We start from the raw sequence: 23,262 nt of genomic DNA, 5'->3' as shown, positions 1-23,262 counted from the left end.
CGATCCGCGCAATACCGTTGAACGTGATCGCATGCTTGCCGTCATCACCGAGTGGATCCGCTGTCGCTGAGGAGTCTGTGTGCTCGATGAGGTCGCAAACCGAGTGATGGTGGTCCCGACAGAGCACATTGGCGCATATCCGCCGCCGGGCCGGTGCCATCATCCGGTGTCGGCCCGATGACGAATGCGCGGTCTACCCATGGGCGTGGAGGATCTTGCGCCTGGTGTCGGCAGGGCCTCGCCCTCCAACAAGGCGGGGGTACCTCTCTATTTTGTCAAGCTGCAGAAGAACTCTCGGCCGCAAGGCGGCATCGGCGGGTGTCGTCGGTGATCATGATCCGCCCGATCGGAGAACGTCCGTGCCCAAAACTCCTGAAGCGCGGCGGCGGCGGTGTTCGCGCTCAGGCCGGTCGGGGCTCCGCCGGCTCGAATAGCTCGATTGCCTCCCGGACCCGTCCGACCGAGTCGTCAGCGAGGGCGGGGCTGCTATATCGGCGATCTATGGATATCCGCTCCCAGGGAGCATCGGTACAGGCGGGCATGTGCTGTCTTGCCGGTTCCGGCGGAGTCCAGGGAGCGCATCAGAGAGCGTCGCCATCCGGGCGGTGCCGCCGCGTAACAGTTGGCTGTGCCGACGATCCCCAGCAGACAGAACAGGTCCTCGCCGGCGAAGTCATCGAGCGATTCGGCGGTGGCGCTGCCACGCAGGGGCCCCGCCCGGGATCGGTCAGAAGCCCTTCGAGCGCAGGAACTCCGCGACGGTGACGACCGCCTGCGGATTGCGCGGACCTTCCACCAGTGCGGCGTAGGGCAGGGCGATGACGTTGTCCTCGCGGACGGCGGTGGTGCCGGCCATCAGCGGGTGCTGCCGTAGTTGTTCGATCTTCGCTGCCACCGAGTTCTCCGGCCCGGCGCCGTAGTCGACGATCACGATGACCTGCGGGTCGCGTTGCGACGCGGCCTCCCATGAGGTGGTGGTCCAGGAGTTGTCGATGTCGTCGAAGATGTTCGTGCCACCGGCTTCGCGAATGATCTGTGAGGGCGCCGCGGTACGGCCGGAGGTGAACGGCTCCGGTGTCGCGCTGTCGAAAAGGAACACTCGCGCGGGCTCCCGGCCTTCGGGCGCGCTCGCGGCGGCTTCGGCGACCTGGGCGCGGTAGTCGGCGACGAGTTGGTCGGCGCGGTCGCGCACGCCGAAGATGTCGCCGAGGTTGGTCAGGTCCGTGTACAGCGCGTCGAGGGGTTCCATGACGCCGCGCCGGGTGCTGCCGGGCTGTCTGCAGGCCTCGGTCAGCTGGTAGGGGACCGCGCCGATGGAGCGCACCCAGTCCGGTGTCAGTCCGGTGGATTCCTTGAAGCCGTAGTTCCAGCCGGCGAAGACGAAGTCGGGGGCGGCGGCCTGGACGATTTCGCGGGTGAATGCCAGGGCGAGTTCCGGGGTGGACTCGAATTCGGCGCGCCAGGGCGAGGATTGGATGTCGCGTTCCTTGCCGGGGTAGCTGGTGTAGCCCGCGAGGCGGTCGGCCAGGCCGAGGGCGAACATGATCTCGGTGATGCCGGTGTCGTTGGTGACCACCCGTTGGGGCACGCCTTCCACGGTCAGCGGCGCACCGCAGTTGACGACCGTCACCGCGGCCCCGTCGCCCGCCGCGGCGGGCTCGGCGACCTCGGCGCCGCACGCGGTCACCGTGGCCAGCAGTGCCACGGCGGCCGTCAATGCCGATCCCGTGCGCGAGAACCGCATCTATTTCTCCTGTTCGTCGAAGATGATCTGGGGCACGCCCAGCCTCGGATGGGTGACGATGTGGCCGCCGATGGCGAACCAACGGCGCACGATTTCGGGGGTGAGCACCTCCGCGGGCGTGCCCGAGCACGCCAGGCTGCCGCGGTTGAGCACGAAGAGCCGGTCGCAGTACTGGGCGGCGAGGTTGAGGTCGTGCAGGGCCGCGACCACGGTGATGCCGAGGGCGCGGGCGGCCGACAGCACGCTGTACTGGTGGTGGACGTCGAGGTGGTTGGTCGGTTCGTCGAGCACCAGCACCCGGGGCTGTTGCGCCAGGGCACGGGCGATCAGGACGCGCTGTCGTTCGCCGCCGGACAGGGACAGGAAGCTGCGCTCGGCCAGATGCCCGGCATCCGCGGTGGCCATTGCATCGGCGCAGATCCGTTCGTTCTCCCGCCGCGTCGACCGCAACGCAGCGGCATGCGGCAGCCGTCCCGTCTCGACGACCTCGCGGGCGGTGAAGTCGAACTGCATGTCGGTGTCCTGCGTCAACGCGGCCACCTGCCGGGCGTTGGTCTTCATGCTGATCGCGGCGATGTCGCCGCCGTCGACGAGGACTCGGCCCGAGGCCGGGGACAGCGCCCGGTACAGGCAGCGCAGCAGGGTGGACTTGCCGCTGCCGTTGGGGCCGACGATGCCGACGAAGCCGCCCGCCTCGATGTTCAGGGTCACCGATTCGACGATGCGCGCGCCGTCGATCTCGACGGACACGTCTTGGTAGTCGACCCGCATCACCGGCCACCCACCATCGCGCCGCGCCTGCGCATCAACAGCAGGAACACCGGCACACCGACCGCCGCGGTGATCGCCCCGAGCGGTAGTTCCTGCGGCGGGACGAGCGTGCGGGCGAGCAGGTCGGCGGTCACCAGGAACACCGCGCCCAGCAGTGGCGTGAGGACGATGAGTCTGCGGTGATCGGCGCCGACCAGCAATCTGGCCACGTGCGGCACCACCAGGCCCACGAAGCCGATGGCCCCGCATACCGCCACGAAACAGCCGGTCATCGCGGCCGCGATCACGAACAGCAGCAGTCGCAGCCTGGCAGCGTCCATGCCCAGGGCGGCGCTGACCTCGTCGCCCATCGACAGCGCGTTCAGCCGTCGCGCGCAGACCACGATCACCGCCGAGCCTGCCGCGCAGACCGCGGTCACCAGGGGAACCACGCCCCAGGTGACGCCCGCCAGGCTGCCGAGCAGCCAGAACATCACCGATCTGGCCGCGTCCCCGCGCGGCGCCAGGAACACCAGCACTGTTGTCGCCGCGGAGAATCCGTATCCGAGAGCCGCGCCTGTCAGCACCAGACGCAACGGCACCAGCCCCGCGGCTGTGCGGGCCATCAGGTACACGAGCACGGTCGCCGCCAACGCGCCCGCGAACGCCGCCGTCGACAGCGCGTACACCCCGAGCGCGCCGAAGGCGCCGAACAACACGACCGCGGCCGCACCCACCGAGGCTCCCGAGGAGATGCCGAGCACATACGGATCGGCCAGCGCGTTGCGCACCATTGCCTGCACGATCAGTCCGACCCCGCTCAACCCGGCGCCCACCAGCGCCGCGGTGAGCACCCGCGGCAGCCGGGAATCCACCACGATCCGGTAATCGGCCACATCGGCGGCCGCCACGGGGCCACCGGAGATCTCGGCCCACAAGAACCCGAGGGCATCGTGCCAGGGGATGGGCGCGGTACCGAACATCAACGCGAGAATCGACACCGCGAGCAACGCCACCAGGGTGGCGGCGGCCATCGCGGCCACGGACATTCGACGCACTACCAGTACCTTCACGGATCGAACCCGGCCGGTCGACCCGAGACGGCACACGAGGACGTGCGCGCAGAGCGAGCCCGTGACCTCGCCGACCGCTCCCTCGGGGCCGACAAGCGACCACGCCGAACGGCGCGGCCGCGTCGGCAGGTCTTCGGACTCGCGGACGCGGGACCGGACGAACCGATCCCACCTACTGGCGGTCGCTTCCCGGGTGGACACCCAGTGCTGTGTGACCGCGGTCGTTTCCACTCACCGCTGCGGGGCAGTTCCGGATTCCCACCGGATTCCCTCTTGCGAACCACCCGGCCGAAGCCGAGCGGTAACCGACGCGCCGCCACGGTAACACTCGCGTCGCCGGTGCGGCACCACGGTCACGCGTTCGCTTCGGCCACGGAGTTCAGCTGAGACGGTGTCGGGCGCGCAGGGCGATGGCCGATGCGCTGGTCGTAGAGCCGGTCATGGGTCACCGTCCACCGTTGAACTATCCCAGTTGTCCTGATGGGGGCGCCCCTGTGCCCGCCCGAGTCGGCCATAGGCTTGAACAGTGTCTGTATTCCGTACCGATCGAGAACATGCCGGTGACTTCACGCCCGAGCAGGTAGCGGCAGGGTTTCCATTTTCGGCCGTGGTCGGCCAGCAACGGTTGCAGTTGGCGCTGATCCTGTGCGCGGTGCACCCGGGCATCGGCGGTGTGCTGGTGCGCGGCGAGAAGGGGACCGCGAAGTCGACGGTCGTGCGCGCGCTGGCGAGTCTGCTGCCGCCTGTCCTCGACGAGAGTGGCGCTCGTCCGGCGCGACTGGTCGAGCTGCCGGTCGGCGCCACCGAGGATCGGGTGGTCGGTTCGCTGGACCTGGAGCGTGTGCTGCGCGACGGCGAGCAGGCGTTCCGGCCGGGTCTGCTTGCGGCCGCCCACCACGGCGTGCTCTACGTGGACGAGGTGAACCTGTTGCACGATCACCTGGTGGATGTACTGCTCGACGCGGCCGCGATGGGCCGCGTGCACGTGGAGCGCGACGGGATATCGCATTCGCACCCGGCGCGGTTCGTGCTGGTGGGCACGATGAACCCGGAAGAAGGCGAGCTGCGTCCCCAGTTGCTGGACCGGTTCGGGCTCACCGTCGAAGTGGCCGCCTCCCGCGACGTGGACACCCGCATGGCGGTGGTCCGCCGCAGGCTGGATTACGAGGCGGAGCCGGCGGCGTTCGCGGCCCGTTACGCCGCTGCCGATCGGGAGGTCGCCGCTCGGATTCTGGAGGCGCGTGATCGAGTCGCCGAAGTGGGGCTCGACGACACCGAACTGCGCCGGATCGCGGCGCTGTGTGCGTCTTTCGACGTGGATGGCATGCGCGCGGATCTGGTGGTGGCACGGACCGCGACCGCGCATGCCGCCTGGCGGGGTGTGCACGCGGTCGCGGCTCAGGATGTGCGGGTGGCAGCGGAGTTGGCGTTGCCGCATCGGCGTCGCCGTGACCCGTTCGACGAGCCGGGTATCAGCGAGCATCAGCTGGACCAGGCCATGCGCGACGCCGCCCTCGTCGTCGGCCGCACGGATTCGATGACCTCGTAGATCGCGCCATGCTCGACCGGAGTATCGGCTCGGCATCGGTGAGGACCCCGGTGAGCGAGGGCGCACTGCTGGCCTATCCTGGTGGCGCAGCTGGTTCGTCCCGTGCTGCTGTGGTGTGCGCGGGACGTCGAAGCTCACCGCTCGGTGACGAGCGGAGGGCGAGAGGGAACCCGGTGAGAATCCGGGACTGTCCCGCAGCGGTGAGCGGGAACGACCGCCGTCACACAGCACTGGGCCACCCGGCTTGGGAAGCGACGGCGTGGTAGTACCAGCCCGGGAGTGTGTTCCCGGGTCGACCGATCGAGGTCGGTGCCCGTGAGTCCGAAGACCTGCCGGTTGTGCTGGACACGCCGTGTCCGGCGGCCGTCGCCTCGCGGATTGGGCGCTACGCCGACATCTCACGCATCGGGTCCGGCCGGGTGCGTTGTCGTCGTGCGCGCCCGGACAGGTGGCGGCTGATCCTGCCATCGACGGAGTACACGACATGTCGAAACCTCTGAGTCCGTTCAGCGCTACGGTGCTGGGATTGCCGCGGATCGGACCGAACCGGGAACTCAAGCGGGCTGTCGAGGCCTACTGGGCGGGCCGGGCCGACGGACAGGCGCTGCACCGGACCGCGAAAGAGCTACGAACCGCGCAGTTGCAGGCCGTCCATGCTGCCGGTCTGGATTCGGTGCCGGTGGGCACCTTCTCCTACTACGACCATGTGCTCGACACCGCGGTGTTGCTCGGTGCCCTGCCCGAGCGGGTGTCGGGTATCGAGGACGAGCTCGATCGCTATTTCGCGGCCGCGCGTGGCACGGAGACGATCGCGCCGCTGGAGATGACCAAGTGGTTCGACACGAACTACCACTATCTCGTTCCCGAGATCGCCGCCGACACCGCGTTCACGCTGGATCCGGCCAAGCTGCTCGGTGAGCTGGCCGAGGCTCAGGAGCTGGGTGTGCCGGCCCGGCCGGTGGTTGTGGGCCCGGTGACCTTCTTGAAGCTGGCCAAGACCACCGACGGCAGTGCCGCCCTGGACCGGATCGCCGATCTCGTTCCGCTCTACCGCAGGTTGCTGGCCGTGCTGGCCGAGGCCGGGGCCGAGTGGGTGCAGATCGATGAGCCGATCCTGGTGACCGATCTCGACGATGCCGAGCTCCAACTCGTGAGGTCGGTGTATCGGGAGCTGGCCGGGGTCGCCGACCGGCCCGCGCTGCTGGTGGCGACCTACTTCGGCAGGCCCGGCCCCGCACTCGCCGCCCTGGCGGGTACCCCGGTGGAGGCCATCGGGGTCGACTTCGTCTCCGGCACCGGTGTCGAGGAAATCGCGGCGATCCCGGCGTTGGCGGGCAAGCTGCTGGTCGCCGGTGTGGTCGACGGTTACAACGTCTGGCGCACCGATCCCGATCGGGCGCTCGGTCTGCTGGCGACCCTGCTGGGCAGCGCCGCGGCGGTCGCGGTGTCGTCGTCGTGCTCGCTGTTGCATGTGCCGTATTCGCTCGATCGGGAGCCCGATGTGGAGCCGCGGCTGCAGTCGTGGCTGGCCTTCGGTGCGGAGAAGGTCGCCGAGATCCGCATGCTGGCCACCGCGCTGCATCAGGGGGCCGACGCCGTCGCCGCCGAACTCGGCGAGGCGCGGGCCGCGATCGCCGACCGGCGCGAGGACCCCCGTCTGCACAATGGGACGATCCGGGCCCGGCTGGACTCCTTCGGGCCCGATGATGCGCGCCGTGCGCCTGCTGAGAAGCGCAGGCAGTCCCAGCAGCAGCGGCTGAACCTGCCGCCGTTGCCGACCACCACGATCGGTTCGTTCCCGCAGACCGGGCAGATCCGGGTCGCCCGTGCCGAATTGCGTTCCGGGAAGATCGATGCCGCCGAGTACGAGCGGCGGATGCGCGAGGAGATCGCCGCGGTCGTCACCTTGCAGGAGGAGATCGGCCTGGACGTGCTCGTGCACGGTGAGCCCGAACGCAACGACATGGTCCAGTACTTCGCCGAGCAGCTCGACGGCTTCTTCGCCACCGCCGCCGGCTGGGTCCAGTCCTACGGCACCCGCTGCGTGCGTCCCCCGATTCTCTACGGCGATGTTGCGCGTTCGCGGCCGATGACCATCGCATGGAGCACCTACGCACAGTCGCTGACCGACAAGCCGGTCAAAGGCATGCTTACTGGTCCGGTCACCATTCTGGCCTGGTCGTATGTGCGCGACGACCAGCCGCTGGCCGAGACCGCTGGGCAGATCGCGTTGGCGATCAGGGATGAGACGGTGGACCTGCAGGCCGCCGGGATTCGGATCATCCAGGTCGACGAGCCCGCGCTGCGGGAACTGCTGCCGTTGCGCGCGGCCGACAAGCCCGCCTACCTCGACTGGGCGGTGCACGCGTTCCGGCTGGCCACCAGCGGCGTCTCCGACGCCACGCAGGTCCACACCCATCTGTGCTACTCGGAGTTCGGCGAGATCATCGGCGCCATCGCCGGACTCGACGCCGATGTCACCTCGATCGAGGCGGCCCGTTCGCACATGGAGGTCCTCGACGATCTCAATGCCGCCGGCTTCGATCTGGGGGTGGGCCCCGGCGTCTACGACATCCACTCGCCGCGGGTGCCGAGTGTCGGTGAGATCACCGAGTCGCTGCAACGGGCGCTGAAGGCTGTTCCGCCGCAGCGGTTGTGGGTCAATCCCGACTGTGGGTTGAAGACCCGCCGCACCGAGGAAGTGGTGGCCTCGCTGCGCAATCTCGTCGCCGCCGCGGCCGCGGTGCGCTGAGAACGTCCACGATCGTGTGAGGTGGTGGTCACCGGGCGGCCGACAGTGGTGCTGACACCTCGTCGGCCGCCCGAGGCGGCGGCGCCCCGGCCGCGTTGCGTGGGTCGGTTGTCACCAGGACGTCGTCGGAAAGGTGCTCGCGATGGAAAAGATGTATGCAGGCGGCCGGCTGCGCGCTCTGCGGGAGCAGCACACGCTGTCGCAGTCCGGGCTGGCGAAGCTGCTCGGACTGTCGGTGAGCTATGTCAATCAGCTCGAGAACGAGCAACGGCCGTTGACCATACCGGTGCTGATGCGGTTGACCTCGACCTTCGACCTGGAGGTCGGCTTCTTCGCCCCGGAGACCGACGCCCGCCTGCTCGCGGATCTGCAGGAGGTGTTCGCCGAGAATCCCGAAGCAGGCTCGGTGTCCAGCAGTGAGCTCGATGACCTGCTGTCCCGTGTTCCTGCCGCCGCGCGGCTGCTGATCAAGCAGCATCGGCAACTGCGCGCCGCCGACGACCAGCTCGACCATTTGACCGCAGGGATCGATGGACCGGGGGCGGCGCCTCGCGCGGCGATGCCCTACGAAGACGTCCGCGACTATTTCTACGACCGACGCAATCACATCGCCGCTCTCGACACCGCAGCCGAAGAACTGTTCGACCGCAACGAATTCACCCTCGGCGGTCTCGATCTGCAACTGGCTCGCCTGCTGCGAGATCAGCACGATGTGGCGGTGCGAATCCGCTCCGAGAACCCCGGTCACCCCGGTCCGAAAAGGATCTACGATCCGGCGGCCCGTACCCTCACCCTGGCCCGTCGTCTCACTGCCGGGCAGCGGGCCTTTCAGCTGGCCACCCAGTTGGCCTTTCTCACCCAGGGCGAGGTGATCGAGGAGTTGCTCGCCGAGACCACGTCCCTGCCCGCGGAGTCGCGTCGGCTGCTGCGCATCGGGTTGGCGAACTATTTCGCCGGTGCGCTGATCCTGCCCTACGGGAGGTTCCTCACCGCGGCCGAGGCGTTGCGCTACGACATCGACTTGCTCTCCGCTCAGTTCGAGGTCGGGTTCGAAACGGTGTGCCATCGTCTGTCGACGCTGCAACGACGGGGTCGGCGTGGTGTGCCGTTCTTCTTCGTCCGCACGGATCGGGCGGGCAACATCTCGAAACGGCAGTCCGCCACCGCGTTCCATTTCTCCCGGGTCGGCGGAAGCTGCCCATTGTGGGTGGTGCACGACGCGTTCGCCACCCCGGGGCGAATCCGGACCCAGATCGCGCAGATGCCGGACGGTCGCACCTATCTGTGGCTGGCACGCACGACAGGGGAGCACAGTCCGGGCTATCGCGCGCCTTCACGCGATTTCGCCATCGGGCTCGGTTGCGACCTGACCTTCGCCGGCAAGCTCATCTACTCTCGAGGGCTTCCGATCCACGACCCTGCCGAGGCGGTGCCGATCGGCGCAGGCTGCCGGGTGTGTGAACGCGGCAATTGCGCACAGCGGGCGTTTCCGCAGATCGGTCGACCACTGGCCGCCGACGAGAACCGTCCGGCCATGACCCCCTATGCGCCCGCGTTACCCGCGCGCGAAGATAGTGGCGAGCCGTGGTGAGTTCTCCGCTGAACGTGAGCACACCGCCGCAGCCATCCGGATGGCCTGCACCGTGGGAGCGACGTCGTGTGTCCGGATCACCGCTGCTCCACGCGCCGCCGCAATGGCGGCCACAGTGAGTGAGCCGATGAGCCTGTCCGCAGGGTCGGGAAGACCGAGTACCTGTCCGATGAATGATTTGCGACTCGCGCCGACGATTACCGGATAGGGCATTCTCGTCAGTTCTTCGAGTGCATCGATAAGTGTCAGATTGTGTTCGGCAGTCTTTCCGAATCCGATACCCGGATCGATCATGATTTCCGGCACCCCGAGAGTTTCGGCCTGTCCCGCTCGCGTGTGCAGAAACATTTGTACCTCGGCGACGACATCGGTGTAATGCGGGGCATTCTGCATGGTCGAAGGAATACCTTGCATATGCATGGCTATCCAACCCACGTTCAGTTCGGCGGCCATCGGCGCCAGTGTGGCCGAGATGTCGTTCACCCATCGGGCGCCCACAGCGACAGCGCTGCGGGCGACGGCCTCGTGGCGTGTGTCGATCGAGACGATGCAGTCGCCGGCCAACGCTTCGACGACAGCGCACACCCGCTCACACTCGAGATCGATCGGGACCGGATCAGCGCCGGGGCGGGTGGATTCGCCGCCGACGTCGATGATTTCGGCTCCTTCGCGCAGCATCTGTCGACCCCGTTCGATTGCGGTCGCGGGGTCTGTGAAGCGGCCGCCGTCGAAGAACGAGTCCGGTGTGACATTGAGAATCCCCATGATCCGGGCATGCATGACGCCGAAGAATCCTTTCGATTGATCCGGTCGCGATATCGGACCTCCTACGACGGAACCGGCTCGCTCGGAGAGGTGTGTACAGGGTAACTCGTTGCCCTGTGTCGGACAATTTCCGCCGACATCGGGAAGGCTTACACAAGTTTCGCAGATTCGCTGTACCGCTTCCACAAGATTCGCCTGATGCAACGTCTTTCCTGCTTGTGCCGACGTCGGTAGCGTTCAAAACAACCGAATACGACGACGCCTCGGAGGCCTGAACCCGTGAAAAATCATCTCGTCCGCACTCATCGCTCGGCCGAGCAATTCCCGCGCGAGGAACACCTGGCCTGGCGCATCGCCGAAGTCGCCGCGGATCCGGTCGAGGTCACGGCAGAGGTCGAGGAGATGATCATCAACCGGATCATCGACAATGCGGCTGTCGCGGCCGCTGCACTTACTCGCCGCTCGGTATCCAACGCGCGAGCGCAGGCGCTGGCACATCCATACCAGCCGGGCGCCACCGTGTTCGGTGCCGAGGGCCGGTTCTCTCCGGAATGGGCGGCGTGGGCCAACGGCGTGGCGGTGCGGGAGCTGGATTTCCACGACACCTTCCTGGCCGCCGAGTACTCCCATCCCGGCGACAACATCCCCGCCATCCTGGCGGTGGCCCAGCACACCGGCCGCAACGGCCACGACCTGATCCGCGGCTTGGCCACCGGTTACGAGATCCAGGTGGATCTGGTGCGCTCGATCTGCCTGCACGAGCACAAGATCGACCACGTCGCCCACCTCGGCCCCTCGGCGGCCGCGGGCATCGGCACCCTGCTCGGCCTGGATGCCGAGACCATCTATCAGGCCATCGGCCAGGCGCTGCACACGACTACCGCCACCCGGCAGTCCCGCAAGGGGGAGATCTCCAGCTGGAAGGCCTACGCGCCCGCTTTCGCGGGCAAGATGGCCGTCGAGGCCGTCGACCGGGCACTGCGCGGCGAAGGCGCGCCGTCACCGATCTGGGAAGGTGAGGACGGTGTGATCGCCTGGCTGCTCGGCGGCCCGGACAAGGAGTACTCGGTCCCGCTGCCGGGACCGGGCGAGCCCAAGCTCGGCATCCTCGACACCTACACCAAGGAACACTCCGCCGAATACCAGTCGCAGGCCCCGATCGACCTGGCTCGGCGCATGCGGGACCGGATCGGCGATCTGGAGCAGATCGCCTCGATCGTGCTGCACACCAGCCACCACACCCACGTGGTCATCGGCACCGGCTCGGGTGATCCGCAGAAGTTCGACCCCACCGCCTCGCGCGAAACCCTTGACCACTCGGTGATGTACATCTTCGCCGTCGCGCTGCAGGACGGCACCTGGCATCACGAGCGCTCCTACGCGCCCGAGCGCGCCCAGCGTCCGGACACCGTGGAGCTGTGGCGCAAGATTTCCACCGCCGAGGACCCGGAATGGACGCGCCGCTACCACTCCACCGATCCGAACGAGAAGGCATTCGGCGCCCGCGCGGAGATCACCTTGAAGAGCGGCGAAGTCATCACCGACGAGCTGGCCGTCGCCGACGCTCACCCGCTGGGCGCTCGTCCGTTCGCCCGTGAGCAGTACATCACCAAGTTCCGCACCCTTGCCGAGGGTGTCATCGATTCGGCCGAGCAGGACCGCTTCCTCGAGGTGGTCCAGCGCGCGGGTGAGCTGTCCGCGAGTGAGTTGTCGGAGCTCACGTTCACCGTCTCCGCGGACGTGCTCGCCCGCGCGCCCCGGTCGCCGAAGGGACTGTTCTGATGTCCGGCCTGCTCGCCTCGACCACTTCGGCCGGCGACAAGCGTCTCGCCTTCCGCGCGGGCCTGTCCTCGGGCAGCATCCAGCGCATCCCGGGGGCGTTCAACCCGCTGGTCGCCAAGCTCATCCAGGAGATCGGATTCGAGGGTGTCTATGTTTCCGGTGCCGTTCTCTCGGCCGACCTCGGTCTGCCCGATATCGGGCTGACCACCCTGACCGAAGTCGCCGGGCGCGGCCACCAGATTGCACGGGTCACCGACCTGCCGGTGCTCATCGATGCCGACACCGGCTTCGGTGAGCCGATGAGCGCAGCGCGGACGGTCACCGTCCTCGAGGAAGCCGGGATCGCGGGTTGCCATCTCGAGGACCAGGTCAACCCGAAGCGCTGCGGTCATCTCGACGGCAAGGCCGTGGTGCCCACCGACGAGATGGTGCGCAGGCTGGCCGCCGCCGTCTCCGCGCGCCGCGACCCGAACTTCGTGATCTGCGCGCGCACCGACGCCGCGGGCATCGAGGGGATCGACGCGGCGGTCGATCGCGCGAAAGCCTACGCCGAGGCAGGCGCGGACCTGATCTTCACCGAAGCGCTGCACACCCCGGCGGACTTCGAGAAGTTCCGTGCCGCCATCGACACCCCGTTGCTGGCGAATATGACCGAGTTCGGCAAGTCGGACCTGCTGTCGGCCTCGACCCTGGAGAAGATCGGCTACAACGCCGTCATCTACCCGGTCACCACTCTGCGCCTGGCCATGTTCGCCGCGGAGGCCGGCTTGCGCGAGATCTTCGCCGAGGGCACCCAATCCGGTCTGCTCGACCATATGCAGCACCGCAGCCGCCTCTACGAGTTGCTGCAGTACGAGCGCTACAACGAATTCGATTCCGAGGTCTTCAATTTCACACTGAGAAGGGATCAGTGATGACGGATACCGCGATACCGACCATCTACAAGGGGTTGGCAGGGGTCGTCGTCGACACCACCGCTGTCTCCAAGGTGGTGCCGGAAACGAATTCGCTGACCTACCGCGGCTATCCGGTCCAGGATCTGGCGGCGCACTGCTCCTTCGAGCAGGTCGCCTACCTGCTCTGGTACGGCGAACTGCCCACCGACGCCGAGTTGGAGCGCTTCGCCCAGCAGGAACGCGCGTCTCGCCGCGCCGACCGGTCGTTGCTGTCGTTGGTGGCCAAGCTGCCCGACAATTGCCACCCGATGGATGTGGTGCGCACCGCGATCAGCTACCTGGGCGCCGAAGACCCGCTCGAGGATGACAATTCCGCGAAGGCCAACCGCGCCAAGGCATTGCGCATGCTGGCTGTCCTGCCGACCATCGTTGCCGCCGATCAACGGCGTCGGCGCGGTCTCGACCCGATCGCCCCGCATTCCCATCTCGGGTATGCGCAGAACTTTCTGAACATGTGCTTCGGGGAGATCCCCGCACCGGAGCTGGTGAAGGCGTTCGAAGTCTCGCTGATCCTGTACGCCGAGCACAGTTTCAACGCCTCCACCTTCGCCGCCCGCGTGGTCACCTCGACGCTGTCGGACATCTACAGCGCGGTCACCGCAGCCATCGGGGCACTCAAAGGTCCTCTGCATGGCGGCGCCAACGAAGCGGTCATGCACGACATGCTCGCCATCGGCGACCCGTCCCTGGCCGAAGCGTGGATGCGCGAGAAGCTGGCGAAGAAGGAAAAGGTCATGGGCTTCGGCCACCGGGTCTACAAGAACGGTGACTCCCGGGTGCCCACCATGAAGAAAGCGTTCCTGGACATCGCCGCCGCCACCGACGGCGGCAAGTGGGTGCAGATGTACGAGATTCTCGAGCGCACCATGAACGAAGCGACCGGGATCAAGCCCAATCTGGACTTCCCGACCGGCCCTGCCTATTACCTGCTCGGTTTCGACATCGAAGTGTTCACTCCGATCTTCGTGATGAGCCGGATCACCGGCTGGACCGCGCACATCGTCGAACAGGGCGAGTCCAACGCGCTGATCCGGCCGCTGAGCGAGTACGTCGGCGTCCCGCAGCGGTCCATCGTCGCCTGATCTGCTTCCGTCCACCATCGACGGCCCGTACGAACAGTGCGGGCCGTCGATTCCCGTTATCCCGCGTGACCCGCGCGCCGACATCCGATGAGGTCGACCGATCCATGTTCTCCAAAGTCCTGGTAGCCAATCGTGGCGAGATCGCCATCCGCGCGTTCCGCGCCGCCTACGAGCTCGGCATCGGCACCGTCGCGGTCTTCCCGTACGAGGACCGCAACTCGGTGCATCGGCTCAAGGCGGCGGAGTCCTATCAGATCGGCGAGCCCGGACATCCCGTGCGGGCCTATCTGTCGATCGAGGCGATCATCGACGCCGCCAAGTCGGCGGGTGCCGATGCTGTCTATCCAGGCTACGGCTTCCTGTCGGAGAACCCGGAATTGGCGGCGGCCTGCGCGCGCGAGGGCATCACCTTCATCGGCCCGTCCTCCGACATCCTGGAACTGGCGGGCAACAAGGCCCGCGCGATCGAGGCTGCCAGGGCCGCCGGGCTGCCGGTGCTGAAGTCCAGCGAACCCTCCGCCGACGTGGAGCAACTGCTCGAGGCCTCGCGCGAGCTGGAGTTCCCGATCTTCGTCAAGGCGGTCGCCGGTGGCGGTGGTCGCGGTATGCGCCGGGTGGCCGAGCCCGCCCAGTTGCGGGAGGCCATCGAGGCCGCCTCGCGCGAGGCGGAATCGGCGTTCGGCGATGCGACCGTCTTCCTCGAGCAGGCGGTGATGAACCCGCGCCACATCGAGGTGCAGATCCTGGCCGACGGCCAGGGCAATGTCATGCACCTGTTCGAGCGCGACTGCTCGGTGCAGCGACGCCACCAGAAGGTCATCGAGCTGGCGCCCGCGCCGAACCTCGACCCCGCGCTGCGCGAGCGGATCTGCGCGGACGCGGTCGCCTTCGCGCGCCAGATCGGCTACTGCAACGCGGGCACCGTGGAGTTCCTGCTCGACGAGCGCGGCAACCACGTCTTCATCGAGATGAATCCGCGTATTCAGGTGGAGCACACGGTGACCGAGGAGATCACCGATGTCGACCTGGTGCAGGCGCAATTGCGGATCGCCGCAGGTGAGAGTCTCGCCGAGCTGGGGCTGAGCCAGGACACCGTCGCGATCCGTGGCGCGGCCCTGCAGTGCCGCATCACCACCGAGAACCCGGCCAACGGCTTCCGCCCCGACACCGGACGTATCACCGGCTACCGCACCCCTGGCGGAGCCGGTGTGCGCCTGGACGGCGGCACCCACGTCGGCGCCGAGATCGGCGCTCATTTCGACTCCATGCTGGTCAAGCTCACCTGCCGGGGAAAAGACTTCCCCAGCGCGGTGGCCCGCGCGCGCCGCGCGATCGCCGAGTTCCGCATCCGAGGACTCACCACCAATATCCCCTTCCTGCAGGCGGTGCTGGATGACGCGGACTTCCGGGCGGGGCAGGTGACCACCTCGTTCATCGACGAACGGCCCGAACTGCTCGTCGAGAACCGGCCCGCGGACCGCGCCTCGAAGATCCTCGAGTACCTCGCCGATGTGACGGTCAACAAGCCGCACGGCGAGCGTCCGACCCGGGTGTACCCGCACGACAAGCTGCCCGCGATCGATCTGAGTGTCGCACCGCCGGACGGTTCGCGGCAGCGGCTGCTGGCGCTGGGCCCGGAGGGTTTCGCGCAAGCCCTGCGTGAGCAGAAGGCCGTCGGCGTCACCGACACGACCTTCCGCGACGCCCACCAGTCCCTGCTGGCCACGCGCGTGCGTACCAACGGCCTGCTCGGCGTGGCCGGGCACGTGGCGCGATTGACCCCGGAACTGCTCTCGATCGAGGCCTGGGGTGGCGCCACCTACGACGTCGGCCTGCGATTCCTCTACGAGGATCCGTGGGAGCGGCTGGCCGCCCTGCGCGAGGCGATTCCGAATATCTGTCTGCAGATGTTGCTGCGTGGCCGCAACACCGTGGGTTACACGCCGTATCCGGAGCAGGTGACCCGGGCGTTCGTCTCCGAGGCCACCAGCACCGGTATCGATATCTTCCGGATCTTCGACGCGCTCAACAATGTCGATCAGATGCGTCCGGCGATCGAGGCCGTGCGCGAGACCGGGACCGCGGTCGCCGAGGTCGCGCTGTCCTACACCGGTGACCTGCTGAACCCGGGCGAGGATCTCTACACGCTGGACTACTACCTGAAGCTGGCCGAGCAGATCGTCGACGCCGGCGCGCACGTGCTGGCCATCAAGGACATGGCCGGACTGCTGCGGGCGCCCGCCGCGGCGAAGCTGGTGACCGCGCTGCGCAGCAACTTCGACCTGCCGGTGCACGTACACACCCACGACACCCCGGGCGGTCAGCTGGCCACCTACCTGGCGGCATGGCAGGCGGGCGCCGACGCGGTCGACGGCGCGAGCGCGGCGATGGCGGGCACGACCAGTCAGCCCGCCCTGTCGGCGATCGTCGCCGCCGCGGCGCACACCGACTACGACACCGGCCTGGACCTGCAGAAGGTGTGCGATCTGGAGCCGTACTGGGAGGCGCTGCGTAAGGTGTACGCGCCCTTCGAGTCCGGTCTGCCCGCACCGACGGGCCGGGTGTACACCCACGAGATCCCGGGCGGCCAGCTCTCGAACCTGCGTCAGCAGGCCATCGCGCTCGGCCTCGGCGACCGGTTCGAGGAGGTCGAAGCCCAGTACGCGGCCGCCGACCGGGTGCTCGGCAGGCTGGTGAAGGTGACGCCCTCGTCGAAGGTGGTCGGCGACCTGGCGTTGGCGCTGGTCGGCACCGACGTGGACGCCGACGACTTCGCCGCCGACCCGGCTCGCTACGACATCCCGGACTCGGTGATCGGGTTCCTGCGTGGTGAGCTGGGCACCCCGCCCGGCGGCTGGCCCGAGCCGTTCCGCAGCCGTGCCCTGGACGGCCGGGCGACGGCCGAATCGGAGGTCACACTCTCCGCGCGGGACGAAGCCGGACTGTCCGCTGACTCCCAGCAGCGGCGCGCGACCCTGAACCGGCTGCTGTTCCCGGGCCCGACCGCGGAGTTCCTGGCGCACCAGGAGAAGTACGGCGACACCATGGGGTTGTCGGCGAACCAGTTTTTCTACGGTCTGCGCCGGGGTGAGGAACACAAGGTGCAGTTGGAGAAGGGCGTGACGCTGCTCATCGGGCTGGAGGCGATCTCCGAACCCGACGAGAAGGGGATGCGCACGGTGATGTGCATCCTCAACGGTCAGCTGCGCCCGATCGCGGTGCGTGACCGCTCGGTCGCCAGTGAGGTGCCCGCCGCGGAGAAGGCCGACAAGACCAACCCCGCGCATGTGGCCGCGCCGTTCGCCGGTGTGGTGACGCTGTCGGTGGCCGAGGGCGACACCGTCGCGGTCGGTGACACCATCGCCACCATCGAGGCTATGAAGATGGAAGCTGCCATCACCGCGCCCCGCGCGGGTGTGGTCGCGCGGATCGCGACGACGAAGGTGCAGCAGGTCGAAGGTGGCGACCTGCTCATCGAACTGACGGGAGACTGATGATTCACCCCCCTGCCCGGTTGCGGAACCAGCCATCCGCGACCTCATCGGTCGCGCAGAGCTTGCTGTCCCGTTCGGGCGGACCGGTACCGTTCTCGGTCGAGTTCAACCCACCACGGGACGCGGCCGGCGAGGCCAGGCTGTGGCGTGCGGTGCGCGAGTTGGAGTGCCTACGTCCGGCATTCGTGTCGATGACCTACGGCGCCGGAGGCTCGACCAAGGACCGCACCGTGCGGGTTACCAGGCAACTCGCCGAGGAGACCACCCTGCTGCCCGTCGCGCACCTGACCGCGGTCGGGCACAGCGTTGCCGAGCTGCGGTCGTTGATCGGCTCCTACGCTGATTCCGGCATCCGCAATGTGCTCGTGTTGCGCGGGGACCCGCCCGGCGACCCGCTGGGGGAATGGGTCAAACATCCCGAGGGTGTCGAGTATGCCGAGGAATTGGTCAGGATGGTGCGCGACCTCGGTGACTTCCACATCGGTGTGGCCTCTTTCCCCCAGGGGCACCACCGTTCACCCGACCTCGATCACGACACCGCCCATCTCGTGGCCAAACTGCGTGCGGGCGCCGATTATTCGATTACCCAGATGTTCTTCGATGTCGAATACTATCTGCGACTACGCGATCGCGTCGCCGCGCTCGACCAGATCGAAGGTGCCAAGCCGATCATTCCCGAACTGATGCCGATTACTTCGCTGCGCACCGTCGCCCGCGCACAAGAACTCTGTGGACGACCGCTGCCCGGCGCGGTGCTCGAACGCCTACACTGCGCGGCAGGCGACGAAGCGGAGGAGGACCGCGCGGCGGTGCGTGCGGCAGGCATAGAGATCGCCACCGAAATCGCCCAGCGCCTCATCGGCGAGGGCGTGCCCTGCCTGCACTTCGTCACCCTCAACTTCGCCAAGGCCACCAGCGAAATCCTGGTCGACCTCGGGCTCGTTACCACCGAAAGCCGCGACAACCACCTCGTCACCGATGTCGCTTCCACGTGAACGGGCGGCTTCGACCGCCATGCCCACCGAGTAGCCCGGGGTTCGGCTGCCATGGCTCGGCAGCGGCTCGGTCGCCATGTCGACCGAGCCGCGAATGAGGCGCCCCCAGAACGGGATGATCGGGCGTTGCTCAGACCAGCGCCGATGCCGAATGCGTGCGTTCAGGGTCGATCGCGGCGGCCCGCGCCAGGGTCGCCCGCGCCATCTTGATATGGGCGGCGTCGACCAAGACGCCGTCGACACCGACCGCACCCCGCCCCTTCGCCTCCGCCTCACGATAGGCGGCGATATTACGTTCGGCCAAAGCGATCTCTTCGGTGGTGGGGGAGTAGACGGTGTTGGCGATCGGGACCTGGGTGGGATGGATGGCCCATTTGCCGGTATAGCCGAGCAGCGATGCGCGTCGGGCGTCGCGTTCGTAGCCTTCGACGTTGCCGTAGTCCGGGAACGGAGCGTCGATGGCCAGCACGCCCGCGATGCGCGCGGCGACCAGGACCTTGTTGCGCGCGTAGTGCCAGAAGTCGCCGGGGTAGTCGCCGAGGGGTTCGAAGTTGGTGTCCACGCGCGCACCCTGGGACAGCGAGAAGTCGCCGACACCGAAGATGAGCGCGTCCACCCGAGGACTGGCGGCAGCGATCTCCTCGGCGTTGGCGAGCCCCTCCACCTCCTCGATCAGCACCTCGAGCCGGATCTTGCGGGTGAGTCCGAGCTTGTCCTCGAGTTGGGTGAGCAGCACGTCGACCCACCACACATCGCGGGCGGTGCGGGCCTTGGGAACCACGATGGTGTGCAGGTTCGCGCCGGCACGGGTGACGATCTCGATGATGTCGTCGTGGCACCAGGGGGTGTCGAGGCCGTTGATCCGGATGGCGGGAACGGTTCGACCCCAGTCCAGTTCGGTGAGCGCGGTGATCGCTTTCTCCCGCGACTTCTCTTTGAGTGATTCGGGGGTGGCGTCCTCCAGATCGAGGAACACCAGGTCCGCGCCGCTGGCGAGCGCCTTGTCGAACATGTGGTCGTTGCAGGCTGGCAGCGCGAGTTCGGAGCGGCGGATCAGCAGAGTCATTCGTCGAATTCCTTTGTTCGGTGGTGATTCACAGCACGCCGCGGTCGTGCAGGTCGGTCAGCTCGGTGTCGTCGAGTCCGAGTAGTTCGCTGTAGACCTCGGCGTTGTGCTCGCCGAGCCGGGGGCCGAGATGGTCGACGCGGCCGTGGGTTCCGGAGAAGCGGGGCACCGGGGCCTGCACCGTCATGGTCCCCAGTTCGTCGTCGGTGACCGGCACGAACACTTCACGGTGTCGTAGCTGTTCGTCGCGTACCAGATCGGTGATGTCGTAAACCGGTGCGGCGGCGACCTCTTCGGCTTCGAACACTGCCATCGCCTCGGCGAGCGTCTTTCCGGCCACCCAGTCGGCGACGACGTCGTCCACCTCGCGAGCCCGCGCCAGACGTCGTTGCGGATCGGAGAACTCGGCGTCCGAGACGAGATCCTGCCGTCCGATAGCGCGGAACACCCGCAACGCCAGTGCCGGCGAGCTGCCGGACATAGCGAGCCATTTGCCGTCGGCAGTGCGGTAGGTGTTGCGGGGTGCGGAGATGTCCCAGCGATTGCCCGCCCGCTGAGCGACTGTGCCGAGTTGGTCGTAGCCGAGCAGCGTCTGCTCGAGCAGACGGGCTAGGGGGTCGACGAGGTTGATGTCGATCAGTTGTCCCGGACCGCCGTGTACGTCGCGGTGGTAGAGCGCCATCAGCACCGCGTAGGCGGCGTTGAGGGATGCGACGCCGTCGGCGAGCATGAACGGCGGCAGGGTGGGCGGGCCGTCGGCTTCGCCGGTGATGTGGGCGAAGCCGCTCATCGCCTCACCGAGTGTGCCGAAGCCGGGGCGTCCGCTCTTCGGGCCGGTCAAGCCGAAACCGGTGATGTGCAGCATCACGATCCGTGCATTGACCTCCCGCAGACTCGGATAATCCAGTCGCCATTTCCGCAGGGTCTGCGGCCGGGTGTTGGTGACGACCACGTCCACCTTCTCGACCAACCGCCGCACCAACTTCTGCCCTTCGGGACCGCGCAAGTCCAGGGTGATCGACCGTTTGTTGCGCGACACCGATTTCCACATCAGCCCCACACCGTCGCGTTGCGCGCCCCAGGTGCGGATCGGATCGCCGACGCCGGGCTGTTCCACCTTGATCACATCGGCGCCGAACTCCCCGAGATAGGTTGCGGCAAGTGGCGCGGCGGCCAGGGTAGCGAGGTCGAGCACCCGTACTCCCGCCAGCATGGCGTCGTGTGAGCCGCTCTTCACGCGACCGGCCGGGTGGTCGTGGCGGTGGGGTGTGCCAGACCGAGATGATCACGCAAGGTCGTGCCCTCGTAGGCGGAGCGGAACAGACCCCCGCGTTGCAGATGCGGAACCACCATGCGCACGACATCCTCGAACGATCCCGGCATATGGGTTGCGGCGAGGACGAAACCGTCGCACGCGTCGGCATGGAACCATTCGACCATCTGTTCGGCAACCTGCGCGCCGGTGCCCACGAAACGCGGGCCCTGCAACAACGTCGCGCGATGTCCGGCCAGATCACCCACTGTGACGGTGCCGCCGATATGGGTGCGCAGATTCTGCACGAGACCTCGGATACCCGACACCGAGGCGATCAGCTCGTCGGTCACCGGATCGTCCAGGTCGTGTCGGGAGAAGTCGTAGTTCATCAACTCCGAGAGCAGGGTCAGCGACGCCATCGGATGCACGAGATCCTCGAGCAGCATCGCCTCGCGCTCTGCGGCGTGCTGTTCGGATTCCCCGACCACCGCGTACGCCATCGGGCAGATCCGCACCGCCGCGGGGTCACGTCCCGCGTCCGCGATCATGGCCTTCTGGTCCGCGTAGTGGGCGCGGGCCACCTCGAGGCCGGGATCACCGGTGAAGATCAATTCTGCCCACCGTGCGGCGAATTCACGCCCGCGGCCGGAGGAACCTGCCTGGATGATCACCGGTCGACCCTGCGGGGTGCGGGGAACCGTCAGCGGCCCACGCGCCGAAAAGAACCGGCCGACGTGGCCGAGTTCGTGCACCTTCGCCGGATCGGCGTAGACCCCGGCGTTCCGGTCGTGCACGATCGCGTTCTCGTCCCAGCTGTCCCACAGTCCGCCGACGACCTCGAGGAATTCGTCGGCCCGCTCGTAACGCTTGTCGTGACCGAGGTGCGCCTGCACGCCGAAGTTCTGCGCCTCGCTGTCGTTGACCGAGGTCACCACGTTCCAGGCGGCGCGGCCGCCGGAGAGATGGTCCAGCGTGGCGAAGGTCCGCGCGACGTGGAACGGCGCATAGTAGGTGGTGGAATAGGTCGCGCCCAGGCCGATGCGTGCGGTGGTCTGCGCCAGAACCCCGAGGACGACGCCCAAGTCCAGCTTGACCGGCCGGGCGCCGTAACGCACCGCCTCGTAGACCGAATTCGCATAGATACCCGGCATTGCCAGCCGGTCGTCGAAGAACATCAGATCGAAGCAACCCTCCTCGAGTTGCCGTCCGATCTTCGCGTAGTAGGACGCGTCGAGATACCCGTGTTCGGTGTCCGGATGGCGCCAAGATCCCGCGTAGACCGATGTGTTGCCCGCCTGCATGAACGCGACCAACGTCATCTGGTCGCCGTGCCTCACTGCCATATTTGGAATCTAACATCTGACATATCAGATTTCAAACCTGGCATAGTGACACTGCTACACTTCGGCGATGGCACCACGCGCGGTCGACATCGCCGGCACGGTCCGCGAGCGAGCGGCCCGTGAACTACGCGATCGAATTCTGACCGGAGCGTTACCCGCCGGCGCGCGAATCGATCTCGACGCCATCACCGAGGAGTTCGCCACCAGTCGCACGCCGGTGCGTGAAGCACTGCTGGAGCTGTCCTACGAAGGCTTGGTGCGTGTCGCCCCCCGCAGTGGCATCACTGTCATCGGCATCAGCCCCGGCGACATCATGGACAGCTTCACCATCCTCGGGGTACTCACCGGCCAGGCCGCAGCGTGGGCCGCCGAGCGTGCGAGCGACGAAGAGTTGCGGCACCTGCGCGAACTTGCCGCCACAGTCGCCTCACGATCGGGTGAGGATGCGATTGCCGAGGCCAACTGGCGCTTTCATCAGGAAATCCACCGCGCCTCGCACTCTGCGCGCCTGCTGACTCAGATCGGACAGTCCGCGCGCGTAGTGCCGTCGAACTTCCTGCGGCTGTTTCCCGAACGCGAACAACATTCCCTCGACGACCACGATCGCCTCATCGAGGCGCTGGCAGCACGTGACGCGGCCCGCGCCCGTGACATTGCCGAAAATCACGTACTCGACGCAGGACGCTCACTCACCGAGTGGCTCCAGCACAGCTTCGAAGAGTCGGCCTCACTGCGGCGGTAGTACGCCCGCCGCTCCCGGCTGCGCCGGACATACGTGCGGGGTGCATGCTCGCTTGCTGACCCTCATGTCTCAGGTCACGGTCCCGAATGCGAGCGCTGCTGGACGGCACAGGCAGATCGGTGGCCTGCTCGATGAGGCGGCACGTCGCTTCCATGACGGCCTCGGCACCCGGACCGTGCCACTATCGCCCGCTCCATCATCGAATCGGACGAGAAGCTCGGCCCAGGAACGCGAATGAGGACGGGAAGCGCACGGACGCTGACCGCGGGAAGACTCGACTTGGTGTGGGTAGTCGGCGATCGCGCGATCGCTACACACATCGG

General features: G+C 67.4%; 15 protein-coding genes, 1 pseudogene and 2 riboswitches. Of the genes and pseudogenes, 9 read left to right on the top strand and 7 right to left on the bottom strand.

Features of this window, described 5'->3' with window-relative positions:
* Positions 1 to 727: 727 nt before the first annotated feature.
* From ON26_RS30830 to ON26_RS30820, 3 genes are read right to left on the bottom strand one after another with little or no spacing between them, the layout of a single operon-like run.
* Positions 728 to 1,744, bottom strand: a complete 1,017-nt coding sequence (locus ON26_RS30830; protein ID WP_051027985.1) for an ABC transporter substrate-binding protein — start codon at positions 1,742 to 1,744, stop codon at positions 728 to 730.
* Complete coding sequence (locus ON26_RS30825) at positions 1,745 to 2,515, bottom strand: ABC transporter ATP-binding protein (RefSeq protein WP_040801800.1); 771 nt, start codon at positions 2,513 to 2,515, stop codon at positions 1,745 to 1,747.
* A complete protein-coding gene (locus ON26_RS30820) occupies positions 2,515 to 3,543 on the bottom strand; it encodes a FecCD family ABC transporter permease (RefSeq protein WP_040801797.1) in 1,029 nt (342 codons plus the stop codon). Before ON26_RS30820 ends, ON26_RS30825 begins: the two co-directional genes overlap by 1 nt.
* A 131-nt stretch (positions 3,544 to 3,674) precedes the next feature.
* A riboswitch (cobalamin riboswitch) is annotated at positions 3,675 to 3,892 on the bottom strand.
* A 282-nt stretch (positions 3,893 to 4,174) separates the two neighbouring features.
* Between ON26_RS30820 and ON26_RS30815 the strand changes: the two are divergent.
* From ON26_RS30815 to ON26_RS30805, 3 genes and pseudogenes are all read left to right on the top strand, one after another.
* A pseudogene (locus tag ON26_RS30815) lies at positions 4,175 to 5,077 on the top strand (magnesium chelatase ATPase subunit I); the annotation flags it as partial.
* Between the two features lie 166 nt (positions 5,078 to 5,243).
* Positions 5,244 to 5,467, top strand: a riboswitch (cobalamin riboswitch).
* Positions 5,468 to 5,600: 133 nt separating this feature from the next.
* Entirely contained in the window at positions 5,601 to 7,868 is a 2,268-nt protein-coding gene (gene metE / locus ON26_RS30810) for a 5-methyltetrahydropteroyltriglutamate--homocysteine S-methyltransferase (RefSeq protein ID WP_040801794.1), read from the top strand.
* Between the two features lie 142 nt (positions 7,869 to 8,010).
* Complete coding sequence (locus ON26_RS30805) at positions 8,011 to 9,459, top strand: short-chain fatty acyl-CoA regulator family protein (protein WP_040801881.1); 1,449 nt, start codon at positions 8,011 to 8,013, stop codon at positions 9,457 to 9,459.
* Here the strand turns inward: ON26_RS30805 and folP are convergent.
* On the bottom strand, positions 9,424 to 10,239 hold the full coding sequence (folP, locus tag ON26_RS30800) for a dihydropteroate synthase (RefSeq protein ID WP_218000662.1): 816 nt from the start codon (positions 10,237 to 10,239) through the stop codon (positions 9,424 to 9,426). The genes ON26_RS30805 and folP overlap by 36 nt on opposite strands.
* Before the next feature lie 264 nt (positions 10,240 to 10,503).
* On the opposite strand from folP, the gene prpD reads away from it, so the two are divergent.
* The 5 genes from prpD (at position 10,504) to ON26_RS30775 (ending at position 18,533) form a co-directional block, all read left to right on the top strand.
* Positions 10,504 to 12,006 carry a 2-methylcitrate dehydratase PrpD gene (gene prpD, locus ON26_RS30795; protein ID WP_040801791.1) on the top strand — a complete coding sequence of 501 codons (1,503 nt, stop codon included), beginning with the start codon at positions 10,504 to 10,506 and terminating at the stop codon, positions 12,004 to 12,006.
* Positions 12,006 to 12,920, top strand: a complete 915-nt coding sequence (gene prpB / locus ON26_RS30790) for a methylisocitrate lyase (RefSeq protein ID WP_040801789.1) — start codon at positions 12,006 to 12,008, stop codon at positions 12,918 to 12,920. The genes prpD and prpB overlap by 1 nt, the downstream gene beginning before the upstream one ends.
* Entirely contained in the window at positions 12,920 to 14,044 is a 1,125-nt protein-coding gene (locus ON26_RS30785) for a bifunctional 2-methylcitrate synthase/citrate synthase (protein ID WP_040801787.1), read from the top strand. The genes prpB and ON26_RS30785 overlap by 1 nt, the downstream gene beginning before the upstream one ends.
* Before the next feature lie 104 nt (positions 14,045 to 14,148).
* Positions 14,149 to 17,538, top strand: a complete 3,390-nt coding sequence (locus tag ON26_RS30780; protein WP_040801876.1) for a pyruvate carboxylase — start codon at positions 14,149 to 14,151, stop codon at positions 17,536 to 17,538.
* A 62-nt stretch (positions 17,539 to 17,600) separates the two neighbouring features.
* Complete coding sequence (locus ON26_RS30775; protein ID WP_373280978.1) at positions 17,601 to 18,533, top strand: methylenetetrahydrofolate reductase; 933 nt, start codon at positions 17,601 to 17,603, stop codon at positions 18,531 to 18,533.
* A 130-nt stretch (positions 18,534 to 18,663) separates the two neighbouring features.
* Here the strand turns inward: ON26_RS30775 and ON26_RS30770 are convergent, their stop codons facing one another.
* The 3 genes from ON26_RS30770 to ON26_RS30760 are packed head-to-tail and all read right to left on the bottom strand — an operon-like array spanning position 18,664 to position 22,197.
* A complete protein-coding gene (locus ON26_RS30770; RefSeq protein ID WP_040801785.1) occupies positions 18,664 to 19,599 on the bottom strand; it encodes an HpcH/HpaI aldolase/citrate lyase family protein in 936 nt (311 codons plus the stop codon).
* A gap of 28 nt (positions 19,600 to 19,627) precedes the next feature.
* Complete coding sequence (locus ON26_RS30765) at positions 19,628 to 20,812, bottom strand: CaiB/BaiF CoA transferase family protein (protein WP_040801871.1); 1,185 nt, start codon at positions 20,810 to 20,812, stop codon at positions 19,628 to 19,630.
* Between the two features lie 20 nt (positions 20,813 to 20,832).
* The gene (locus tag ON26_RS30760; protein ID WP_040801783.1) at positions 20,833 to 22,197 is read right to left on the bottom strand and encodes an LLM class flavin-dependent oxidoreductase; all 1,365 of its coding nucleotides are present in this window, start codon (positions 22,195 to 22,197) and stop codon (positions 20,833 to 20,835) included.
* A gap of 67 nt (positions 22,198 to 22,264) precedes the next feature.
* Here ON26_RS30760 and ON26_RS30755 point away from each other — a divergent pair, with 67 nt between their 5' ends.
* Positions 22,265 to 22,939, top strand: coding sequence for a GntR family transcriptional regulator (locus ON26_RS30755; RefSeq protein WP_040801781.1), 675 nt, complete (start codon positions 22,265 to 22,267; stop codon positions 22,937 to 22,939).
* The last annotated feature ends 323 nt before the right edge of the window (positions 22,940 to 23,262 follow it).

The organism is Nocardia higoensis NBRC 100133 (assembly GCF_000308595.1).
In the GTDB taxonomy this organism is placed as follows: Bacteria; Actinomycetota; Actinomycetes; order Mycobacteriales; family Mycobacteriaceae; genus Nocardia; species Nocardia higoensis.
Note: the sequence above shows the minus strand (reverse complement) of the source record. Positions and strands in the feature narration are given on the sequence as shown.